Source organism: Streptomyces natalensis ATCC 27448, assembly GCF_000935125.1.
Lineage (GTDB): Bacteria > Actinomycetota > Actinomycetes > Streptomycetales > Streptomycetaceae > Streptomyces > Streptomyces natalensis.
Genome location: NZ_JRKI01000008.1, coordinates 305,214 through 324,161 on the forward strand (window position 1 = coordinate 305,214; position 18,948 = coordinate 324,161).

14 protein-coding genes and 1 tRNA gene are annotated in these 18,948 nt (G+C 73.1%); 7 read left to right on the top strand and 8 right to left on the bottom strand.

Going from position 1 to position 18,948, the window contains the following annotated elements; translation table 11 throughout:
* Positions 1 to 169: 169 nt before the first annotated feature.
* Positions 170 to 242 (bottom strand) — tRNA-Arg (locus SNA_RS06210).
* 303 nt (positions 243 to 545) lie between these two features.
* On the opposite strand from SNA_RS06210, the gene SNA_RS06215 reads away from it, so the two are divergent.
* The 7 genes from SNA_RS06215 to SNA_RS06245 all read left to right on the top strand — a co-directional run bounded on the left by SNA_RS06215 (position 546) and on the right by SNA_RS06245 (position 9,882).
* Positions 546 to 2,294, top strand: a complete 1,749-nt coding sequence (locus SNA_RS06215) for a dynamin family protein (protein WP_241779557.1) — start codon at positions 546 to 548, stop codon at positions 2,292 to 2,294.
* Entirely contained in the window at positions 2,291 to 4,369 is a 2,079-nt protein-coding gene (locus tag SNA_RS06220) for a GTPase (protein ID WP_241779558.1), read from the top strand. The genes SNA_RS06215 and SNA_RS06220 overlap by 4 nt, the downstream gene beginning before the upstream one ends.
* 226 nt (positions 4,370 to 4,595) lie before the next feature.
* Positions 4,596 to 5,090, top strand: a complete 495-nt coding sequence (locus tag SNA_RS06225; protein ID WP_078969712.1) for a single-stranded DNA-binding protein — start codon at positions 4,596 to 4,598, stop codon at positions 5,088 to 5,090.
* A 342-nt stretch (positions 5,091 to 5,432) separates the two neighbouring features.
* Positions 5,433 to 6,812, top strand: coding sequence for an LAETG motif-containing sortase-dependent surface protein (locus SNA_RS06230; RefSeq protein WP_198534988.1), 1,380 nt, complete (start codon positions 5,433 to 5,435; stop codon positions 6,810 to 6,812).
* A 240-nt stretch (positions 6,813 to 7,052) separates the two neighbouring features.
* Positions 7,053 to 8,717: an energy-dependent translational throttle protein EttA gene (gene ettA / locus SNA_RS06235; RefSeq protein WP_030070917.1), complete on the top strand. Its 1,665-nt coding sequence runs from the start codon at positions 7,053 to 7,055 to the stop codon at positions 8,715 to 8,717.
* A 5-nt stretch (positions 8,718 to 8,722) separates the two neighbouring features.
* Positions 8,723 to 9,157, top strand: coding sequence for an acyl-CoA thioesterase (locus tag SNA_RS06240; protein WP_030070915.1), 435 nt, complete (start codon positions 8,723 to 8,725; stop codon positions 9,155 to 9,157).
* Positions 9,154 to 9,882 (top strand): DUF8010 domain-containing protein, encoded by a 729-nt coding sequence (locus tag SNA_RS06245; RefSeq protein WP_044363693.1) that lies wholly within the window; start codon positions 9,154 to 9,156, stop codon positions 9,880 to 9,882. Before SNA_RS06240 ends, SNA_RS06245 begins: the two co-directional genes overlap by 4 nt.
* A 109-nt stretch (positions 9,883 to 9,991) precedes the next feature.
* Here the strand turns inward: SNA_RS06245 and SNA_RS06250 are convergent, their stop codons facing one another.
* From SNA_RS06250 to SNA_RS06275, 7 genes are all read right to left on the bottom strand, one after another.
* Positions 9,992 to 10,396 (bottom strand): globin, encoded by a 405-nt coding sequence (locus SNA_RS06250; protein WP_030070911.1) that lies wholly within the window; start codon positions 10,394 to 10,396, stop codon positions 9,992 to 9,994.
* A gap of 79 nt (positions 10,397 to 10,475) precedes the next feature.
* Positions 10,476 to 12,089, bottom strand: a complete 1,614-nt coding sequence (locus SNA_RS06255) for an FHA domain-containing protein (RefSeq protein WP_063894069.1) — start codon at positions 12,087 to 12,089, stop codon at positions 10,476 to 10,478.
* Entirely contained in the window at positions 12,040 to 12,336 is a 297-nt protein-coding gene (locus SNA_RS44650; protein ID WP_157879864.1) for a hypothetical protein, read from the bottom strand. The genes SNA_RS06255 and SNA_RS44650 overlap by 50 nt, the downstream gene beginning before the upstream one ends.
* A 103-nt stretch (positions 12,337 to 12,439) precedes the next feature.
* Complete coding sequence (locus tag SNA_RS06260; RefSeq protein WP_030070907.1) at positions 12,440 to 13,813, bottom strand: protein phosphatase 2C domain-containing protein; 1,374 nt, start codon at positions 13,811 to 13,813, stop codon at positions 12,440 to 12,442.
* Between the two features lies 1 nt (position 13,814).
* Entirely contained in the window at positions 13,815 to 16,343 is a 2,529-nt protein-coding gene (locus tag SNA_RS06265) for a serine/threonine-protein kinase (protein WP_241779559.1), read from the bottom strand.
* Complete coding sequence (locus SNA_RS06270) at positions 16,340 to 17,734, bottom strand: hypothetical protein (RefSeq protein WP_044363695.1); 1,395 nt, start codon at positions 17,732 to 17,734, stop codon at positions 16,340 to 16,342. The genes SNA_RS06265 and SNA_RS06270 overlap by 4 nt, the downstream gene beginning before the upstream one ends.
* A gap of 186 nt (positions 17,735 to 17,920) precedes the next feature.
* Positions 17,921 to 18,925, bottom strand: a complete 1,005-nt coding sequence (locus SNA_RS06275; protein WP_044363697.1) for a glutamate ABC transporter substrate-binding protein — start codon at positions 18,923 to 18,925, stop codon at positions 17,921 to 17,923.
* Positions 18,926 to 18,948: the final 23 nt, after the last annotated feature.

An 18,948-nucleotide genomic window follows, 5' to 3' on the forward strand; every position in this document is an offset into this window, starting at 1 on the left:
CCGGGCGGTGTCGCCGGTGCGCGAGTACGGCGCGGAGGGGTAAGGCCGGCGGGCGAGTTGTCATTGCGGAGTGCTCGTCGGGAAGTCCGTAAATCCCGAACTCCGTACGCCTGAATTCGGTAAACCTGAAGGCAGTGAAAAGGCCCTCCCGTGGGAGGGCCTGCGAGAGCGCCCCCGGCAGGACTCGAACCTGCGGCCAAGCGCTTAGAAGGCGCCTGCTCTATCCACTGAGCTACGGGGGCCAGGTGGTGGACGTGGATCACGGACCGCGGACAAGGATAGGGGTCCGGCTACCTCGTACCGGTTGCTTCACCTCCGTGGCACGTTGTGGAGGTTCGGTGAAGCGATCCCGATAATCGCAGGCAGGTACGAATCCTGCACGGTTTTTGGTGTCTCGCGGGGCGGGTGTTGTGCACTCGTTATGCCTGCATCTCAGTTGTCCCGATCGTCTCATGGGTCACTTGTCCCGTTCTATGTGGATTCCTGCGGCGCGCACACGGGGTCATACGCTTCAAAAACCCATCGAAATTGGGCATTCTGCACATGTGGCGACCTTGGATGTACGACCCCGGCTCCTCGAAGCGCTGTCCGTACTGCGCGATCGCGTCGACGCCGCACGCTTCCCGCTGCCGCTACGGGGCGCTCCCCGCGCCCGGCGCAACCGCTCCGAGCTGCTCGCCCAGCTCGACGACTATGTGATTCCCCGGCTGCGGTCACCGCAGGCCCCGCTGCTCGCCGTGATCGGCGGATCCACCGGGGCGGGCAAGTCCACCCTGGTCAATTCGCTGGTGGGACGGCGGGTGTCGGAGGCAGGGGTGCTGCGGCCGACGACGCGTACCCCGGTGCTGGTCTGCCATCCCGACGACCAGCGCTGGTTCGCCGGGCAGCGGGTGCTGCCGCAGCTGACCCGGGTGTGGGTGCCCGAGCAGGACGACGGCGGCGGCCACGGCGAGGGCGCCGGGGCCGACCGGCGGGCCCCGGGGGAGGCGGAGTACGACTACGAGGAGGAGGCGGCCGGCGGCCCGTACGGGAGCGAGCAGGCGATGCCCACCGTGCGGATCGAGACGGATCCTGCGCTGCCCAGTGGGCTGGCGCTGCTGGACGCCCCGGACATCGACTCGCTGGTGGCCGGTAACCGGGAGCTGGCCGCCGAGCTGATCTGCGCGGCCGATGTCTGGGTGCTGGTGACCACGGCGGCCCGGTACGCGGACGCGGTGCCCTGGCATCTGCTGCGTACGGCCAAGGAGTACGACGTCACGCTGGTGACCGTGCTGGACCGGGTGCCGCATCAGATCGTCACCGACATCTCCGCGCGGTACGCCGAGATGCTGCACCATGCCGGGCTCGGGCAGGTGCCCCGGTTCACCATTCCCGAGCTGCCCGAATCGGCGGGCGGCGGCAGCGGGTTGCTGCCGGCCACGGCGGTCGCCGCGCTGCGAGGCTGGCTCGAGCGGCACGCCCAGGACCCGGTTGCCCGCCGTGCGGCGGCCGATCGCACGGCCTCCGGGGTGATCGCCTCGCTGCGCAGCCGGTTGCCCGCGCTGGCCGGTGCGGCCGCCGCCCAGCACGCCGCGGCGCTGCGGCTGAGCGGCCGGGTCGAGGAGGCGTACGAGCAGGCCGCGGAGCGGGTACGGCAGGAGGTCGCGTCCGGCGAGGTGCTGGCCGGGGACGCCCGGGCGCACTGGCACGGACACGGGTCCGGCGGACGGCCGGAGGAGCTGCTGGATGCCCTGACGCAGGGGTTGACCTCGCTGCTGGCCTGCGCCGTCGAGGAGGCGGACGAGCGGGCCGCGGAGTCCTGGCGGCGCGATCCGGCGGCGGAGGACCTCGCCGAGCCGGCGGCCGCGGCCGCCGAGGGAGCGGCGGACCGGATCGGTGTGACGGTGCGGCGCTGGCGGCGCTGTCTGGAGGAACTGGCCGAGGAGGAACGGGGAGAGGCGCGCGGCGGGCCCGGGGGCGAGCGGGCGGCATCGGCGTCGCCGGAGGAGTCGGCGGCCCTGCTGGCCGCGTCGCTGCTGGGCGGCCGGCGCGCCCGTACGGCCGGAGAGAACCTCGCCGAACTGCTGGGCGCCCAGGCCGCGCTGCGGCTGTGCGACCGGGGCAGCCGGCTGCTGGCGACGTATCTGGCGCGCGCCCTGGACGGCGAACGCGAGCGGCGGCTGGCCCCTCTGGACCGGCTGGCCGTACCGCCCGAGCAGCAGGCCGAGCTGATCGCCGCGCTGTCGGTGCTCCAGAAGGAGACGCAACGGGAGATGGAGCGGATGCGGGAGGCGGAGAGGGTGGTGTCGGGGTGAGGGGTTCCGAGGTGGCGCCGGGTGCGGAGGGGGAGGAGATGGACGAGGTGGACAGGGCCGCGGCGGACTGGGACACGGCGGAGGAGCCGCGGAGTTGCGGGGAGGCGGGGAGTCCGGAGGATGCGGAGAGCTCGGCGGACGCGGGGACGCCGGTGGGCGCCGAGGAGTGTGCCGAGGGGCGCGCCGGGGCCTGGGACGACGGGCTGATCGCGCGGCGGGTCCGGGGCGGCGCCCGGTCTGCGGTGCGCCCGCCGGGCCCGCGGGACGGCTCCTCCGCGGCGCCCGACGACGAACCGCCGCCGGTGGCGGACCCCGTACGCGCCACCGGGCGCACGGCCGCCCGCGCGGACCGGGACCTCGTCCGCGCCCTGGATGTCATGGCAGACACCGGGGCGGGCGGCGCGCAGGGGCGGACCTACGAGCGGGACCGGGCCCGGGGCGTGCGGACGGCCGAGTTGCGGGCACGGCTGGACGCCCTGCGGGAGCTGATCGCGCTCTCCCGGACCCGGCTCGACGGGGAGACCCTGGCCGAGGCGGGGCGGCTGCTGGACACGGCGGGGGAGCGCTGCCGGCTCTCCGGGGAGTACACCGTGGTCGCCCTGGCCGGAGCCACCGGCAGCGGCAAGTCCTCGTTGTTCAACGCGCTGGTGGGAGCTGAGCGTTCCCAGATCGGGGCGCGGCGGCCGACCACCTCGGAGCCGGAGGGATGCGTCTGGCCGGGCGGACCGGGAGCGGACGGGCTGCTGGACCGCCTGGGCGTGCCGCCCCGGCGGCGGCATCTCGCACCGGACCTCACCCCCGGACTGACCGGGCTGATCCTGCTCGACCTGCCCGACCACGACTCCGCGGACACCGCCAACCGCGCCCAGGTGGACCGGATGCTGACCCTGGTGGACGCGGTGATCTGGGTGGTGGACCCGGAGAAGTACGCGGACGCCGTCCTGCACGAGCGCTATCTGCGGCCGCTGGCGGGCTACGCCGAGGTGATGTTCGTCGTCCTCAACCAGGTGGACCGGCTCCCCGGGGACGCCGCCGACCAGGTGGTGGACGATCTGCGCCGGCTGCTGGACGAGGACGGGCTGGCGCTCGGCGAGCACGGCGAACCCGGTGCCGCGGTGCTGGCACTGTCCGCCGCCACCGGCGAGGGGGTGCCGGAACTGCGCGATGCGCTGGGCCAGTTCGTCACGGAACGGGGGGCGGCGGACCGTCGGCTGGCGGCGGATGTGGATGCGACGGCCGGACGGCTGCGGTCGGAGTATGTCGCGCAGAGCCGGGTGGTGCTGACGGAACGGGCCCGTGCGGAGTTCGAGGACCGGCTGGCGGACGCGGTGGGCGCGGTCGCCAACGGGCGCGCGGTGGAACGCGACTGGCTGCGGCATGCGGAGCGGGCCTGCGGCTCGCCGTGGTCCCGGCTGCGCAGACGGCGGCGGGGGCCGGAGAGCGGGCGGGCGCACACGGTCGCGCAGCGGTCGGTGGTACGGCAGGGCCGGCAGCGGTCCTCGGGCACCGCCGGGGTGGAGCCCAGGCCGGCCGACGGCCGGGCGGCGGCGCGGCCGGTGGTGGAGCAGGCCGTACGGGCGGTGGCGGCGGAGGCCGCGCGGGGGCTGCCGGCGCCCTGGGCGCAGGCCGTGCGCGAGGCGGCCGGCCGGGGCTCAACGGGATTGCCGGAGGCGCTGGACAAGGTGTCGGCCGAGGCGGAGGAGGCCCTGAGTGGCGGGCCGGCCGGGCGGCCGCGGTGGTGGAAGGTGGCCGCCTCGTTGCAGGGGCTGCTGCTCGTCCTCCAGGTCGTCGGGGTGCTGTCGCTGGTGGGCATCGCCGTCGGCGTCGTCGAACCGGCGGCGTGGGTCGCCGCGTTGCTGCCCGCGGTCATCGGGTCGGTGGGCGGCCCGGCGCTGGCGTGGCTGTGCCGGGTCGCCGCACGGGGTCCGGCGCGGCGGTACGGGCAGGAGGCCGAGCGGCGGCTGCGTCACGCGGCGGCGGGCTGCGGCCGGGCCCGGGTCCTGGAGCCGGTCGCGGCCGAGCTGTTGCGCTATCGCGAGGTGCGGGAGCAGTACGCGGTGGCGTCGGGGGTGTAGGTGGCGTCAAGGGCGTAGGGGCGGCGGAGGCGTCAGGGGCGTCAGGGGCGTACGGGGATCCCTCCGCCGGTAGGCACCTCTCACGGGGCTGCGGATCGCCCTCCCGGGTGGCCGAGTTGTCCACAGCCGGGCCGTTGTCCACAGCCCGCCGCGGCGTTTGCGGAAGCCGTGCAGCATGGGATCCATGCACGCGGGACGGCCGCGGATGCCGACGGGGGAGGACCAAATGAACGACACGATGGTGACGCTGGTGGGCAATGCCGCGACGGCGGTGGAGCACCGGCTGACGACGGCGGGGGTGCCGGTGGCGCGGTTCCGGCTGGCGACGCGGGTGCGGCGCTACGACCGGACGCGGGAATGCTGGACGGACGGCGAGACGAGTTTCTACACGGTGCGCTCCTGGCGCGGTCTCGCGGACAATGTCGCGGCGTCCGTGGCGGTGGGCGAACCGCTGGTGGTGCAGGGCCGATTGCGCGTACGCGAAGGGGAGCAGCCGCCCGAGCGGGGCGGGCAGCGGTGGTTCTCGGCGGAGGTCGACGCCGTCGCGATCGGCCATGACCTCGCCCGCGGCACCGCCGCCTTCCGCCGCGTCACCCGGCCGCGTACGGAGCCGCTGCCACCGCAGTCGGGGCCGCCGCCCTCGGAGACAGCGGACGGGGCGCCGCCGGGTGCCGGCCCGGCACCCGGAGTGCCCGATCCGGTTCAGGAGCGATCGGGCTGAGGAAGCGTCACGGTGAGGCGCCAGGACAAGGCGCCAGGACAAGGCTTGAGGACAAGATGCGAGGGTAAAGCGACGCCTTCTTGCCCCTACTGCCCCGATACGTCCAGGCAATTTGTCGATAGGGCCAGCACGGGATGCCTGGAGTCGATAACGATTGCGATTCGGATCGCTTATGGGGTGCCATTCCTGGGGACCGTGATGCGCCCGCTCCATAAGATCCGACGAGTACTCACGGGGGCTGACCACTTCGGCTGTTGAGTCCTGCGTGGTGCGAGGAATCCTTCGGGAACTTTCCGGCGAGGCACCCTCCCCCACCGACAGCCTCGCCCAGAGGGGAAATTCATGCTTGCGATGAAAAGGCGGGGCGCAGCCCGTCTTGCCGCTGCGGTCGTGGCCTCCGGCCTGATCGCGGCGGGTGCGATAGCCACCGCGGGGACCGCTGCGGCGGATGACACGCCCCCCGAGCAGGGCGGCGCCACCGCGACGCTCGGCGGTCTGAAGACCTTCGACCAGGCGATCGTGCACTCCGACGGGCAGGACCAGCGCGTCGGTGCGGGACTCTTCGAGATGTCGGTCGACAACGGCGGGACGCTGCAGACGTACTGCATCGACATCCACAACCCCACCCAGCAGCAGGCGAAGTACCAGGAAGTGCCCTGGAGCGCCTCGTCGCTGCACAACAACGGGGACGCGGGCAAGATCCGCTGGATCCTCCAGAATTCGTACCCGCAGGTCAATGACCTGGCTGCGCTCGCGAACAAGGCCCACGCAGGCAACCTCACCGAGAACACCGCCGCGGCCGGCACCCAGGTCGCGATCTGGCGCTTCTCCGACCACGTCAAGGTGGACGCGGTCGACCCGGCGGCCGAGAAGCTCGCCGACTACCTGGAGAAGAGTGCCCGGAACCTCGCCGAGCCCAAGGCGTCGCTGACGCTGGACCCGCCGGCCGTCTCAGGCAAGTCCGGCGGCAGGCTCGGCCCGGTCACCGTGCACACCAACGCCGACAGCGTCACCGTCTCCCCGGCCGCCGGCCTGCCCTCCGGCGTCAAGGTCGTCGGCAAGGACGGCAAGCCCGTCACCAGTGCCACCGACGGCACCCGGCTGTTCTTCGACGTGCCCAAGGGCGCCGCCGACGGCAGCACCTCGCTGACTGCCCAGGCCGCCACCAAGGTCCCGGTCGGCCGTGCCTTCACCGGCATCGGCGAGCACGCCAAGAGCCAGACGCAGATCCTGGCGGGCTCCAGCGAGTCGACGGTCTCCGCGGCCGCCACCGTCTCCTGGAAGAAGCAGGGCGCCATCCCGGCGGTCACCGCCGACAAGAACTGCGCCAAGGGCGGTGTCGACGTCACGGCCAGCAACAAGGGCGATACGGCGTTCCGCTTCCAGCTCTCCGGCAAGGACTACGAGATCGCACCCGGCACGTCACGGACGGTGACCGTACCGGTGGCCGAGGACCAGCCCTACGAGATCACGATCAAGGGGGAGGGCGGCTTCAAGAAGACCTTCTCCGGAGTCCTGGACTGCAAGACCGCCGGCAACGGCGGCAGCACCCCCGCCCCGAAGCCCAGCCCCGCCACGGGCGGCACCACCGGCGGTCACGGCACCGACCTGGCCGAGACCGGTTCCAGCAGCGCCACCCCGGTGATCGCCGGTATCGCGGTCGTCCTGGTCGTGGTCGGCGGCGGCGCGGTGTTCTTCCTCCGTAAGAAGAAGGCCCACTAGAAGGCCCACCGGGAAGACGAAGGCCCTCTGACACCGGCAGTAGCCGGACGGTCACCCCGCGGCCCCGGAGCGCAGTCCGTGCTCCGGGGCCGCGGACATACGCGTTTCCTTCAGGGCACGGCCGTACGGCAAGATGGGTGTATCTGCCCTCGCGCGGCCACGCCGCATCATGGCCCAGGCGGCGGACCTGCAAACAGACCTGATCGATCCTGAAGATCCAAACCTGCCGGACGGTTTCTCTTGGCTGAGTACATCTACACGATGCGCAAGACGCGCAAGGCGCACGGCGACAAGGTCATCCTCGATGACGTGACGCTGAGCTTCCTGCCGGGCGCGAAGATCGGTGTCGTGGGTCCCAACGGCGCCGGTAAGTCCACGGTGCTGAAGATCATGGCCGGTCTCGAGCAGCCGTCGAACGGTGATGCCTTCCTCTCCCCGGGCTACACCGTCGGCATGCTCCTCCAGGAGCCGCCGCTCGACGAGTCCAAGACCGTGCTGCAGAACGTGCAGGACGGCGCCGCCGAGATCATGGGCAAGCTCCACCGCTTCAACGAGGTCGCCGAGCTGATGGCGACCGACTACAGCGACGCGCTGATGGAGGAGATGGGCAAGCTCCAGGAGGACCTCGACCACGCCAACGCGTGGGACCTGGACACCCAGCTCGAGCAGGCCATGGACGCGCTGGGCTGCCCGCCCGGCGACTGGCCGGTCACCACCCTCTCCGGTGGTGAGCGCCGCCGCGTCGCGCTGTGCAAGCTGCTGCTGGAGGCCCCCGACCTGCTGCTCCTGGACGAGCCCACCAACCACCTGGACGCCGAGTCCGTCCAGTGGCTGGAGCAGCACCTGGCGAAGTACCCCGGCACCGTCGTCGCCGTCACCCACGACCGGTACTTCCTCGACAACGTCGCCGAGTGGATCCTCGAGCTCGACCGCGGCCGCGCCCACCCCTACCCGGGCAACTACTCCACCTACCTCGACACCAAGGCGACCCGTCTCAAGGTCGAGGGCCAGAAGGACGCCAAGCGCGCCAAGCGGCTCAAGGAAGAGCTGGAGTGGGTGCGCTCCAACGCCAAGGGGCGGCAGGCCAAGTCCAAGTCGCGCCTGGCGCGTTACGAGGAGATGGCCGCCGAGGCCGACAAGATGCGGAAGCTGGACTTCGAGGAGATCCAGATCCCGCCGGGCCCGCGCCTGGGCAGCATCGTCGTCGAGGTCGAGAAGCTCAACAAGGCCTTCGGCGAGAAGGTCCTCATCGACGACCTGAGCTTCACCCTGCCCCGTAACGGCATCGTCGGCGTCATCGGCCCGAACGGCGCCGGCAAGACCACGCTGTTCAAGATGCTCCAGGGCCTGGAGACCCCGGACTCCGGCGACATCAAGGTCGGCGAGACCGTCAAGATCTCCTACGTGGACCAGAGCCGCGAGAACATCGACCCCAAGAAGACCCTGTGGGCCGTGGTCTCCGACGAGCTGGACTACATCAACGTCGGCCAGGTCGAGATGCCCTCGCGGGCGTATGTCTCCGCGTTCGGCTTCAAGGGCCCCGACCAGCAGAAGCCGGCCGGTGTGCTCTCCGGTGGTGAGCGCAACCGCCTCAACCTGGCGCTCACCCTCAAGCAGGGCGGCAACCTCCTCCTCCTGGACGAGCCGACCAACGACCTCGACGTCGAGACCCTGTCCTCGCTGGAGAACGCGCTGCTGGAGTTCCCGGGCTGCGCCGTGGTCGTCTCCCACGACCGTTGGTTCCTCGACCGCGTCGCCACGCACATCCTGGCGTACGAGGGCGAGTCGAAGTGGTTCTGGTTCGAGGGCAACTTCGAGTCCTACGAGAAGAACAAGGTCGAGCGCCTCGGTGCGGACGCGGCCCGTCCGCACCGCGCCACGTACAAGAAGCTCACCCGGGGCTGACCGTCGTGCGACACCTCTACTCCTGCCCCCTGCGCTGGTCGGACATGGACGCCTTCGGCCATGTCAACAACGCGGTGTTCGTCCGCTACCTCGAAGAGGCGCGGATCGACTTCATGCGCCGGCTGGCGCCGGGGGACGGCAGCCCGTCGTTCACGGGCGGATCGGTGGTCGCCCGGCACGAGATCGACTATCTGCGGCAGCTGGTGCACCGGCACTCCCCGGTGTCCATCGAGCTGTGGGTGACGAAGATCAGTGCCGCGTCGATGACGATCGCCTACGAGGTCAAGGACGAGGACACGACGTATCTGCGTGCCTCGACCGTGGTCGTCCCGTTCGACTTCGAGCGGGAGCGCCCCCGCCGCATCACCGCGGAGGAGAAGGCGATCCTCAAGGAGTTCCTGGACGACGCCTCGCACCAGGAGGGAGCCGTCGCCGTATGACGGCGCTGCGTCTGGCCGATGCCGGGGAGGCGGCGGATCTCGCCGCCTTCCTGGCCCGGCTGATCCATTACGACCGGGCGGCCGCGGTACGCCTCCAGGCATCCGACGGCGTGCTCGCCGTCTTCGGCCGCCCGCCGTCCTTCGAGGTGCTGGCGATCCGTACGGCACGGCTCGCCGACGAGGACATCGCCCTGGACGTCACCGTCTCGGCCGGTGAACTCCTCGAAGGCGTCGAGGCGTCGGCGGAGGGTGTGCTGAGCGTGCCCGCGTCCGTCACCGGTCCGCCGTGGGCCGGGCTGCTGCCGCCGCGCGGCGGCTGGCGGCGGGTGCCCGGCCTGCCCGAGCCGGAGGCCGTACTGCGTGCGGTGGCCGGGGCGGTCGCCGAATTCCGCGCCCGCGATGCGCAGCTGCCGCCGCAGCACCGCACCCGCGCCGCCCGCGACCGCATCGGCCGCGAGATCTGGTCGCGGACCCTGGGCGACACCCACCTTCCGCTGCGCGCCGCGCACGCCGCCCAGTCGCTGGGCTTTCTGCGGCCCGCCCGCTCGGCGGCCTTCGCCGGAGGTACCGCACCCGGCGGCGACCATGGCGCGCAGCCGCAGCGGCTGAGCCTGCTCGCTGCGGGCGCCTGGCTGCGGCTGAGCACCCCCTACGGGTCGATCGCCGTACGGGCCGGTGCGCAGGGGCTGACGGGGTTGTCGGGGATCACGGTCACGCCGGTCTGAGTGATGACGGTGTGCGGCCCCCGGTGTGCGTCACGCCGCTGGGGCTCGTTCCTCGCATGGCGCAGCGGCGTCCGTGCGGCCGTTCCCGCTGCCTGCCCGATGTACCCCCTCAGTCCGCGGTGTTGATCATCGAGGCCGCGGCATAGGTGAGGTAGTTCCACAGCTGGGTCTCGTGTTCCTCGGCGAGGTCCAGGGAGTCGACGGCGTCGCGCATATGCGTCAGCCAGGCGTCGTGCGCGGCCCGGTCGACGGCGAACGGGGCGTGCCGCATCCGCAGTCTCGGGTGGCCGCGGCCGTCGCTGTAGGTGCGCGGGCCGCCCCAGTACTGCATCAGGAACAGCGCGAGGCGCTCCTCGGCCGGGCCCAGGTCCTCCTCCGGGTACATCGGCCGCAGCAGCGGGTCCTGTGCGACGCCCTGGTAGAAGCGGTGCACCAGACGACGGAAGGTCTGCTCGCCACCGACCTGTTCGTAGAAGGTCTGCTCCTGAAGCGTGCCGCGTGGAATCTTGTTCACCCGTCCATGGTGGCAGATGAGCGCAGGGGCGTGACCGGCAACGGTCACGCCCCTCTCGGCCGACGGGCCCGCCGGTGGGTCAGCCCCGCCGGATGGTCAGCGACGTCCAGGCGCCCACATGCACCCGGTCGCCGTCGTGCAGCGGTACCGGCACATACGGCTGGATCGGGTCCTCGGCGAGGTTGATCGTGGTGCCGTTGGTGGAATTCTGGTCCACCACCGCCCAGCTGCCGTCCTGCTGCTGCACCAGCAGCGCGTGCTGATGCGAGACGCCCGGGTCCTCCGGCGGGCTGCCGAGATCGATGTCCGGGGCCTCGCCGGTGCTGTTGCGGCGGCGGCCGATCGCGATCTGGCCGTTGGCGAGCGACAGCACCTTCTCGGGGGAGTACGCGGGCAGGTTGAGCCCGGCCGCCTCCGGGCCGCTGCGGCCCATCATCGCCATGAAGTACTCGCGGTCCGGCGCGACGGCCACCACCCAGCCGTCACCGACGACCGGCTGCGGACCCTGCGGCGGTGCGGCGGGACCCGGGCCGGGGCCGCCGTTCCACTGCTGCTCGGGCGGCGGGCCCTGCTGCTGCGGATGCTGCGGGTCGTAGGGGCCGGGCTGCTGCTCGAACGGCTGCTGTTGCGGCTGCTCGAACGGCGGTTGCTGCTGGGGCTCGTACGGTCCCGGCTGCTGCGGCGGGAACGGCGCGGGCGGCTGCTGCTCGAACGGGGCCTGCGGGCCGGGGCCGGGCGCGGGCGGGGCCATCGGCATGGCCGCGGCCTGCTGCGCGTTCGGGGGGTTCAGCGTCCAGTCGTCGCCCTGCTGCGGCGGCGGGGGACCGGGCTGGCCGACCGGGCCGGGGCCGGGCATGCCGGGACCGGGCATGCCGGGCGGCGGGCCGGGCTGGCCGGGGAAACCGCCGGGGCCGGGCATGCCGGGCGGCGGACCCTGGTGCGGCTGCTGCTCGTACGGGGCCGGGGCCTGCGGCTGCTGCGGCGCGGGCGGCGGGAAGCCGTAGCCGCCCTGACCGCCGGGGCCCGGGGCGGGGCCGGGTCCGGGTGCCGGGTGCGGGAAGCCGTAACCGCCCTGTGTGCCGGGTCCGGGCTGGCCGGGCGGCGGCGGGGCGAAGCCCCCGGGGGGCGTCGAGGACGTCGTGGAGTTGGTCAGGAAGCTGTAGCGGCAGGTGTCGCAGAACGGCGCGTTCGCCGTACGGGGCGTACCGCACTGCGGGCACGTCTCGGACGGCGCGGGCGGCTGCTGCTCGAACGGGGCCTGCGGACCGGGGCCGGGCGCGGGCGGCGGGAAACCGTAACCGCCCTGATCGCCCTGGGGGCCGGGGCCCGGGCCGGGGCCGGGCGCGGGCGGTGGGAAACCGTAACCACCCTGATCGCCCTGGGGGCCGGGGCCCGGGGCGGGGCCGGGGCCGGGCGCCGGCGGCGGGAAGCCGTAACCGCCCTGCGGGCCGGGACCTCCGGGGCCGGGCATCCCTGGCGGCGGGCCGGGCATCCCGGGCGGCGGACCCTGCGGGTCGGCGGGCGGCGGGCCCTGCTGCTGAGGCGGCGGCGGGCCGGGCTGGCCGGGCGGCGGGGTGTTCAGGAACCCCGCAGGCAGGGAGGGCGGCGGGGGGACAGCGCCTGCCATCCGGTGGCCGCACACCTCACACCAGTCTTCGGCCACCGACTGGTGTCCGTTCGGGCAGGTGGGCATGTCGGGTCTTCCCCCTCCGTACCTTTTCTTCGGGTGGTACTGCTTGGTACTGATTGCGGTTGTCTCGTCGGTTTTCCGTACGGTGCTGCGTACGGCGGGCGGTGGTCACCGGGCGCTTCCCAAGGGTCTTCCCGTCCGCGCCGGCCACTTTCGCCCGCAGTCGCACAGTACCGGTCGCCCTCTCGGCGGCGCCCACCACCTTCGCAAGAAGTTTCGCAGGCACGGCATTCCGGCAGGCAACGGGCATTGCCCGCCCGACGGTTGACTTATGGCGGTTTCGGGTGGTCTGTATGCCTGGTTCTGTTTGCCTGGCTCCGTTTTCCTGACTCGGTCTGTATGCCTGACTTCGCCTAGCTTCCCGAGGGCACCGCGAACGGCACCACCGCCACCGTCACATTGTCGTGGCCGCCGCCGTCGAGGGCGTGGGTGACCAGCGTCCGGGCGGCGTCCAGCGGCCGGGCGGGCGAGTCGACGGGCAGGACGGCGGCCATCTGGGCGGCGGAATCGGCGTAGTTCCACAGGCCGTCCGTGCAGACGACGACCACACCCGGACCGTCCGGCTTGAAGGTCACGGTGTGCGGTTCGACCTCGTAGGCGTCCGCGCCGAGCCACCCGGTGATGGCGTGTGCCCGTTCGTCGGCATTCGCCTCCGCCTCGGACATCAGGTTGTTGGCGACCATCTGCGCGGCCCAGGAATCGTCCTCGGTGAGCCGGGCCGGGGGCGCCGTACGGTCGTTGGGGATCCAGTACGCGCGGCTGTCGCCGACCCATCCGATGGTCAGCAGGCCGCCGCCGATCGCCGCGCCCACGAATGTGCAGGCCGGGGCGTTTTGCTGACGGTGCTCGTCATGGGCCAGGGACGGGTCGGCGGCCAGCGCGTCGACCGCCGCCGACGCGGACAGGATGGCCTCGTGCATCGCCTGCTGGGGGTGCGTACCGCGCGGCAGCGACCCCAGCAGCGCCTCGCCGGCGGCCTCGGACGCCGCCCGGGACGCCTCGTCCGGGCGGGTGGCCGAGGAGACGCCGTCGCAGACCACCGCGACGACGGCGGGCGAGCCGTCGGGCAGTGCGGTGGCCCGCAGGGCGAAGAAGTCCTCGTTGCGGTGGTGGCGGTGGCCGCGGTCGCTGACGGCCGCGACACCTGCCAACGCGTGCTCCATGTGGTTGCGTTCGCGGGGCTGGGCGCGGCCGCAGTGGTCGCAGAAGCCGTCGGGGGTCAGCGCGCCGGCGTGGCAGACACCGCACAGATGCAGGGTGTCGGTGGCCCGTTCGGCCTCCTGGTCCTCCTCCGGGGCATCGGGGGTGCCGTCGGCGGAGGGTTCGTCGGTGACGGTGGCGGGCACCTCGTCCGGGGCGTCCTCGGCGGCCGCCGGGGCGGTCCGCGCGGCGCCCGCCGCGGCGTCGGCCACCACTTCGTATCCCGCGACCCGGGGGTCGACGGGCCGCTGCGCGGGGTCGCCCGCGGCCGGGCCGTCCGTGGCCCGCTCGCCCTCCGCCGCGAGGTTCGCGTCCGGAATCCGCGTCGTGGGGTCGGGAGGCGGCGGACCGGCCGGTGCCGCGGCGGGTGCCCCGACCGTGGGTGCGTACGACGGGGGCGGCGGCACCGCCCCGTAGCCCGCCGCGGCGGGCACCACGAGATCCGCACCGCACCGTCCGCAGAAGTTGTCCCCCGCGTCGAGCGGCTCCGCGCAGCTCCGGCAGCGGGACGGCCCAGTCACACCCATGTCACACCCACGTCCTGGGGCGGAAACGGTTGGCCCGCTCCACCAGCTCGATCCTTTCCTCGCCACGCTGCGCCAGCCGCGCCAGCAGGCGGTACGACCTCTCCAGCCCGAACCGCAGCCCGCGTTCGTCCAGCGGGCTGCCGAGCAGCGACGGGAGCTTGGGCGAGGCCCGCCCGCCGTCCGTCCGGGCACCGTGGCTACCGGAGAGTACCCAGTCCAGGGCGCTGCCCAGTACCTCGGTGGCCAGTTGTGCGCGACGACCGGCGTCCAGTCCGAATTCCGCCAGCCGTGCCACCTCTTGGGCGGCGGCCGCAAGATCACCGAGCAAAGGGTCGTGCGGAGTGCGCTGCCGCAGCCGGGCGCGCACCGCCGCGATACGCGCGGGGGTGTGGTGAACGGACGCCTCCGGTACGGCTTCCAGCGCCGCGACCGCGCCCGGCCGGTCGCCCGCGGCCAGGCACACCCGGGCCAGTCCGAACGCGGCGCCGACCCAGCCGTGGTCCATCGCCCACACCAGGCGGTAGTACTCCGCGGCGGTGTCCAGCTGGCCGAGCAGCTCGGCGGCGACGGCCAGCGCCAGCTTCGGGGCGAGTTCGCCGGGGAAGGCGTCGTAGACCGCGTCGAAGGACAGCGCGGCGCTCTCGTGGTCCCCGCGGGCCAGCGATACCAGGCCGTGGTTCCACACCACGCGCCAGTCGCCGCCCCACCGGGCGCCGGGCTCCGTCTCGATCTCGCGCAGCAGGGCCTGCGCCCCCGGGCCGTCGCCGGCCTCCAGATGGGCGCGCAGTTCGCGCAGTCGCAGCTCCAGGGAGTCGACGGGTTCCGCGCGCAGCGCGGGCAGCAGCTCTACCGGGGCGACGGTCGTCAGCCCGGCCAGGAAACCGGCGTTGGGGTCGGCCGGATCCACCCGCGGCACCGGCAGCGCGAGCGCGGCGGCGGCCGGGTCCAGGGGGCGCAGCGTGACCGCCCCGGGGGACGCCGTCGCGGCCCCGGGGTCCCCGCCGCGGGCCCCGAGCAGCGAGCCGCCGCCGTCCGCGGGCACCAGCTCCGTGTCCACCACGCGCAGTTCCGGCCCGAACAGCTGCGACGGCGCGGGCCGCGGTGCGCCCGACCGGAGAGCCACCACCTCCCGCAGCACGCCCGTCAGCTGCTCGGCCATCTCCTCCGCGGAGGCGAAGCGGCGCGAGCGGTCCGGGTCCGTGGCCCGTACCAGCAGCCGGTAGAAGGACTCGTACGTGCGGAAGACCTCGATGTGCTCCGGGTCGGGCAGCGAGTCGGCGAAGACATTGGTGTAGCCCTGGAAGTCGAAGGTGAGCACGGCCAGGGTGCGGGCGACGGTGTAGAGGTCGGAGGCCACCGACGGGCCCAGCTCGGCTATTTCGGGCGCCTGATAGCCGATCGTGCCGTAGATCGGGCTTTCGTGGTCGTCCATCCGGCGCACCGCGCCCATGTCGATCAGCTTGAGCTGGTCGTGCTGCTGTATGGCGTTGTCGACCTTGAAATCGCAGTACAGCAGCTGCCGGCGGTGCAGTTCGCCGAGGGCCTCCAGCGCCTCGATGCCGTACGCACACGCCTGATCGACGGGCAGCGGATCGCGCCGCCCCTGGGGTGTGCGCCGGTCGTTGGCGATGTCCTTGAGGGACTTGCCGCCGACGTACTCCATGACGATATAGCCGTCCAGGCTGCCCGTCGCGGGGTCGAGATGCTCCACGAAGTTGTAGATCCGCACGATATTGGCGTGCTCGATCTCGGCCAGGAACCGCCGCTCGGACACCGCGACCGCCAGCGCCTCCTCGTCGCCGGTGTCCAGCAGGCCCTTGAGCACCACCCACCGGTCGGCGACGGCGTGGTCGACGGCCAGATAGATCCAGCCGAGCCCGCCGTGCGCCAGACAGCCCACCACCTCGTACTGGCCGTGCACCATGTCACCGGGCCGCAGCTTGGGCACGAAGCTGTACGGATGGCCGCACTTGGTGCAGAAGCCTTCCGTGGGGCCGGGCCGCCCGCCGCGTCCGCGACCCACCGGCGCCCCGCAGTCGCCGCGGCTGCAGAACCGCTTCCGCTCGGGGACCTGCGGATGTTCCAGTACGGCGGTGTGCGGATCGGGCCGCGGCACCTGCGGCACCGTCACCAGTCCTGCTCCCAGCCGTCCGCGCGCCGACCCGGAGGAGCCGGACGACCCGAAGGCCGCGCCGCCGCCCGTGTTGTGCACCGACACCGGGGCCGCCGGTGACCGCATGCCCCGGGTCGCCTCGGCCGCGGCGCCCGCGCGGCGGCCGGACGCCGCGGGTCCGGAGTCCGTGGCACCGGAGTCCGTGGCACCGTGCCCCGGCGTGCCGGATCCCGCCCGTCCGGTGATGCCCGTGGCCGGCGACGACAGCAGACCGTCGGCCGAGACCACCGGCGGCCGTCCGCAGACCCCGCAGGAGCGCTCGCCGCCCCCGGTGTCCTCGTAACTCCCGTCGCAGCCCGGCCGCTGGCAACGGCCGCCGGCCACGCGCACCGTGGCCGGCCCCCCGCCGTCCGTCACGTCTCCCCCTCGTGCTCCCACTCGTTCCCCCCGTACTCCTCCTGCTCCGGCGCCAGCGCCTCGGCCGCCGCCCGCTGGTAGCGCCACAACGCCTGCTCGGCCGCCCGCAGATCGCACGGCGCGCTCCACAGCATCCGGCGGGCCGTGTCGTACCGCTCCAGCAGCAGCGGGTCCCCGGCCAGGCCGTGGCGCGCGAGCTCGGCCTTGTACGCGTCGAGCCGGCCGCGCAGCTCGGCCCTCACGGCCAGCGGGGCCGTCACCGCCGTCAACGATTCGCGGGCGCGGTGGAGTTCCTCCTCGGCGCGCTCCTCCAGGCTTTCCAGCAGCGGCGACAGCCGGTGCCACTGAGCCCGGCGGCGGTACTCCGCGGCCGCCACCAACTGCTCGTACAGCGCCGTCGAGGGGCCGCTGACCGCCGGCACCTCGGACGCGGCGATCTTGGCCAGCACCTCGCCGCGCGCCTGCCGCGCCTCGGTCAGCGTGCGATCGGCCCGGGAGAGCACATCGCGCAGCTGCATCAGGCGTCGCTCGGCGTCCTGGCGGACATCCAGCACCGCCTCGATCTCCCGCCGTACGTCCTCCAGGGCGCGCGCCGCACGGTCGTAGCGCACGGTGTCCGGCCGGCCGCCACCGGGGGCCGAACTCCCCGTCGAGGACGACACCCAGAACGCCAGCGGATCGGCGATCACCTGCGCGCGCAGCCGGGCCAGTTCGTCCGTGATCCGCTCCAGGTCGTCGCCCGCCGGATGCTCACCGGGGCGTACGCCCACGGAGTGCGCCAGCGAACGCGTCCGCTGAAGCTCGGCCGACAGCAGATCTATCCGGGCCGGCAGCGCGGACCACACCGCGTCGGCGGCGACGATCACATCGAGCGAGCGGGCGTAGAGGCCGTTGATCCGCTCGACGAGCTCCGCCAGGCTGAAGCGCTCCGGCCCTGCGTCAGGTCCGGCCGCTCCGGCCGCTCCGGCCGCTGCTGTCGTTCCTGCCGTTCCTGTCGCTTCGGTCGCTTCGGTCGGTGAGGCCGCGCCGTCCACCGTGAGTCCCGTGCCGTACAGCAGCTCCGACAGCTCCGCCAGATCGTCGGGGGACGGCCAGCGTCGCCGCGCCCGCAGCTCGCGGGCCGTCGCCAACGCGGCGGTGTAGGTGTCGAAATACGCCCACAGGACGGCGATGGACCGTTCGGCCTCGGCCCAGCGCTCCTTGGTGGTGCCCGACAGATCGGCGCCCTCCAGGAGACGGCGGCCCGCGTGGTCCTGCAACGCGAGCAGCGATGTCTCTATCGCCTCGTACTCGGCGCCGAGCCGTGCCAGGGCGCGGTCGGCCTCCTCCCGGCCGGGCACCGGGGTGAGATGCCGCCCCGCGGAACCGGGGCAGGGCCCAGGGACCCCCATCGATCACCTCTCCAATACGCGTGCGGCGCACTGCGGTTGGCGCGCCTGGGTGGCTCGGTGAACTGTTCCCGCCATCCCCTCCCTTCCCATACTGACGGCAACCATCGCTCCGTGCGCTGCCAGGACGGCGCGCGGTGGCCGTCCGGTGGCTGTGCGGTCGCCCTGTGTGTGGCCCGACCGCGCGCTTCAGTCGCTGTATTCGGGCACCGGCGGCCCCGATATTCCGGGCAGATCGGCTCGCAGCCAGGTGCGGTACGCGCGCATCCAGGGGCTGTCGGCGCCACCGCGCCGGTAGTCGTCGAGCACCTTGTTGACCCGGCGCACCAGATCCGTGTCCGCCTTGTTCATCGCCACGCCGTAGGGCTCGTCGGTGAACGGCTTGCCCTTGAGCTCCACCGTCGGATCCTGCGCCGCCTGGGCCGCCGCCAGCGCATTGTCCGTCACCACCGCATCCGCCTGCCCCAGCTGGATCCGCACCAGGCAGTCGAGCTGGCTGGGCACCGTCAGCACCTTCGCGCCGTGCCGCTGCCCGGACAGCGCCGACTCGCCGGTCGAACCCGCCGCCGTGCACACCCGTTTGCCGCGCAGCGAGTCGTCGAACGCCGTCACCGCCGACTTCTTGGGGGCCAGCACCTGCTGCCCGCCCTGGAAGTACGCCGTCGAGAACGCCACCTTCTCCTTGCGCACGCAGTTGATCGTCATCGTCCGGACCACGATGTCGACCGTGCGCTTCTGGAGCGCCGGGATCCGCTGGTTGGTCGGGATCGTCTGGAAGACGACCTTGGCGTCCGGCCCCAGGATGTCCTTGGCTATCGCCCGCGCCAGATCGATGTCGAAGCCCTCCAGCCTGCCGGTTCCGGGATCGCGGTAGCCCCACCGGTAGGTGTTCTGGTCGACGCCCACGACCAGTTGGCCCTTTGCCTTGATCCGCTGCACCGCCGGGCCGTCCGCCGCCGAGGGCCGCAGGCTCTGCGCCGCGGTCGCCGGTGTGCAGTGCGATGCGGAGGGCAGCACCGGTGCCGTCCCATGGACGGCCGACGGCGTCCGGTGGCGGTGCGGACCGCCGGCGGGGGCATCGGTGCCCAGCGCGGGCACCAGCACCGCCGCGGCCGCCGCCATCACGCCCACCCCGGCCGCCACCGGCGCCAGCGCGGCGCGCAGATTCACCAAGGCTCGTGAGCGCCTCGTCATGCCCTCATCACCCGCTTCATGTC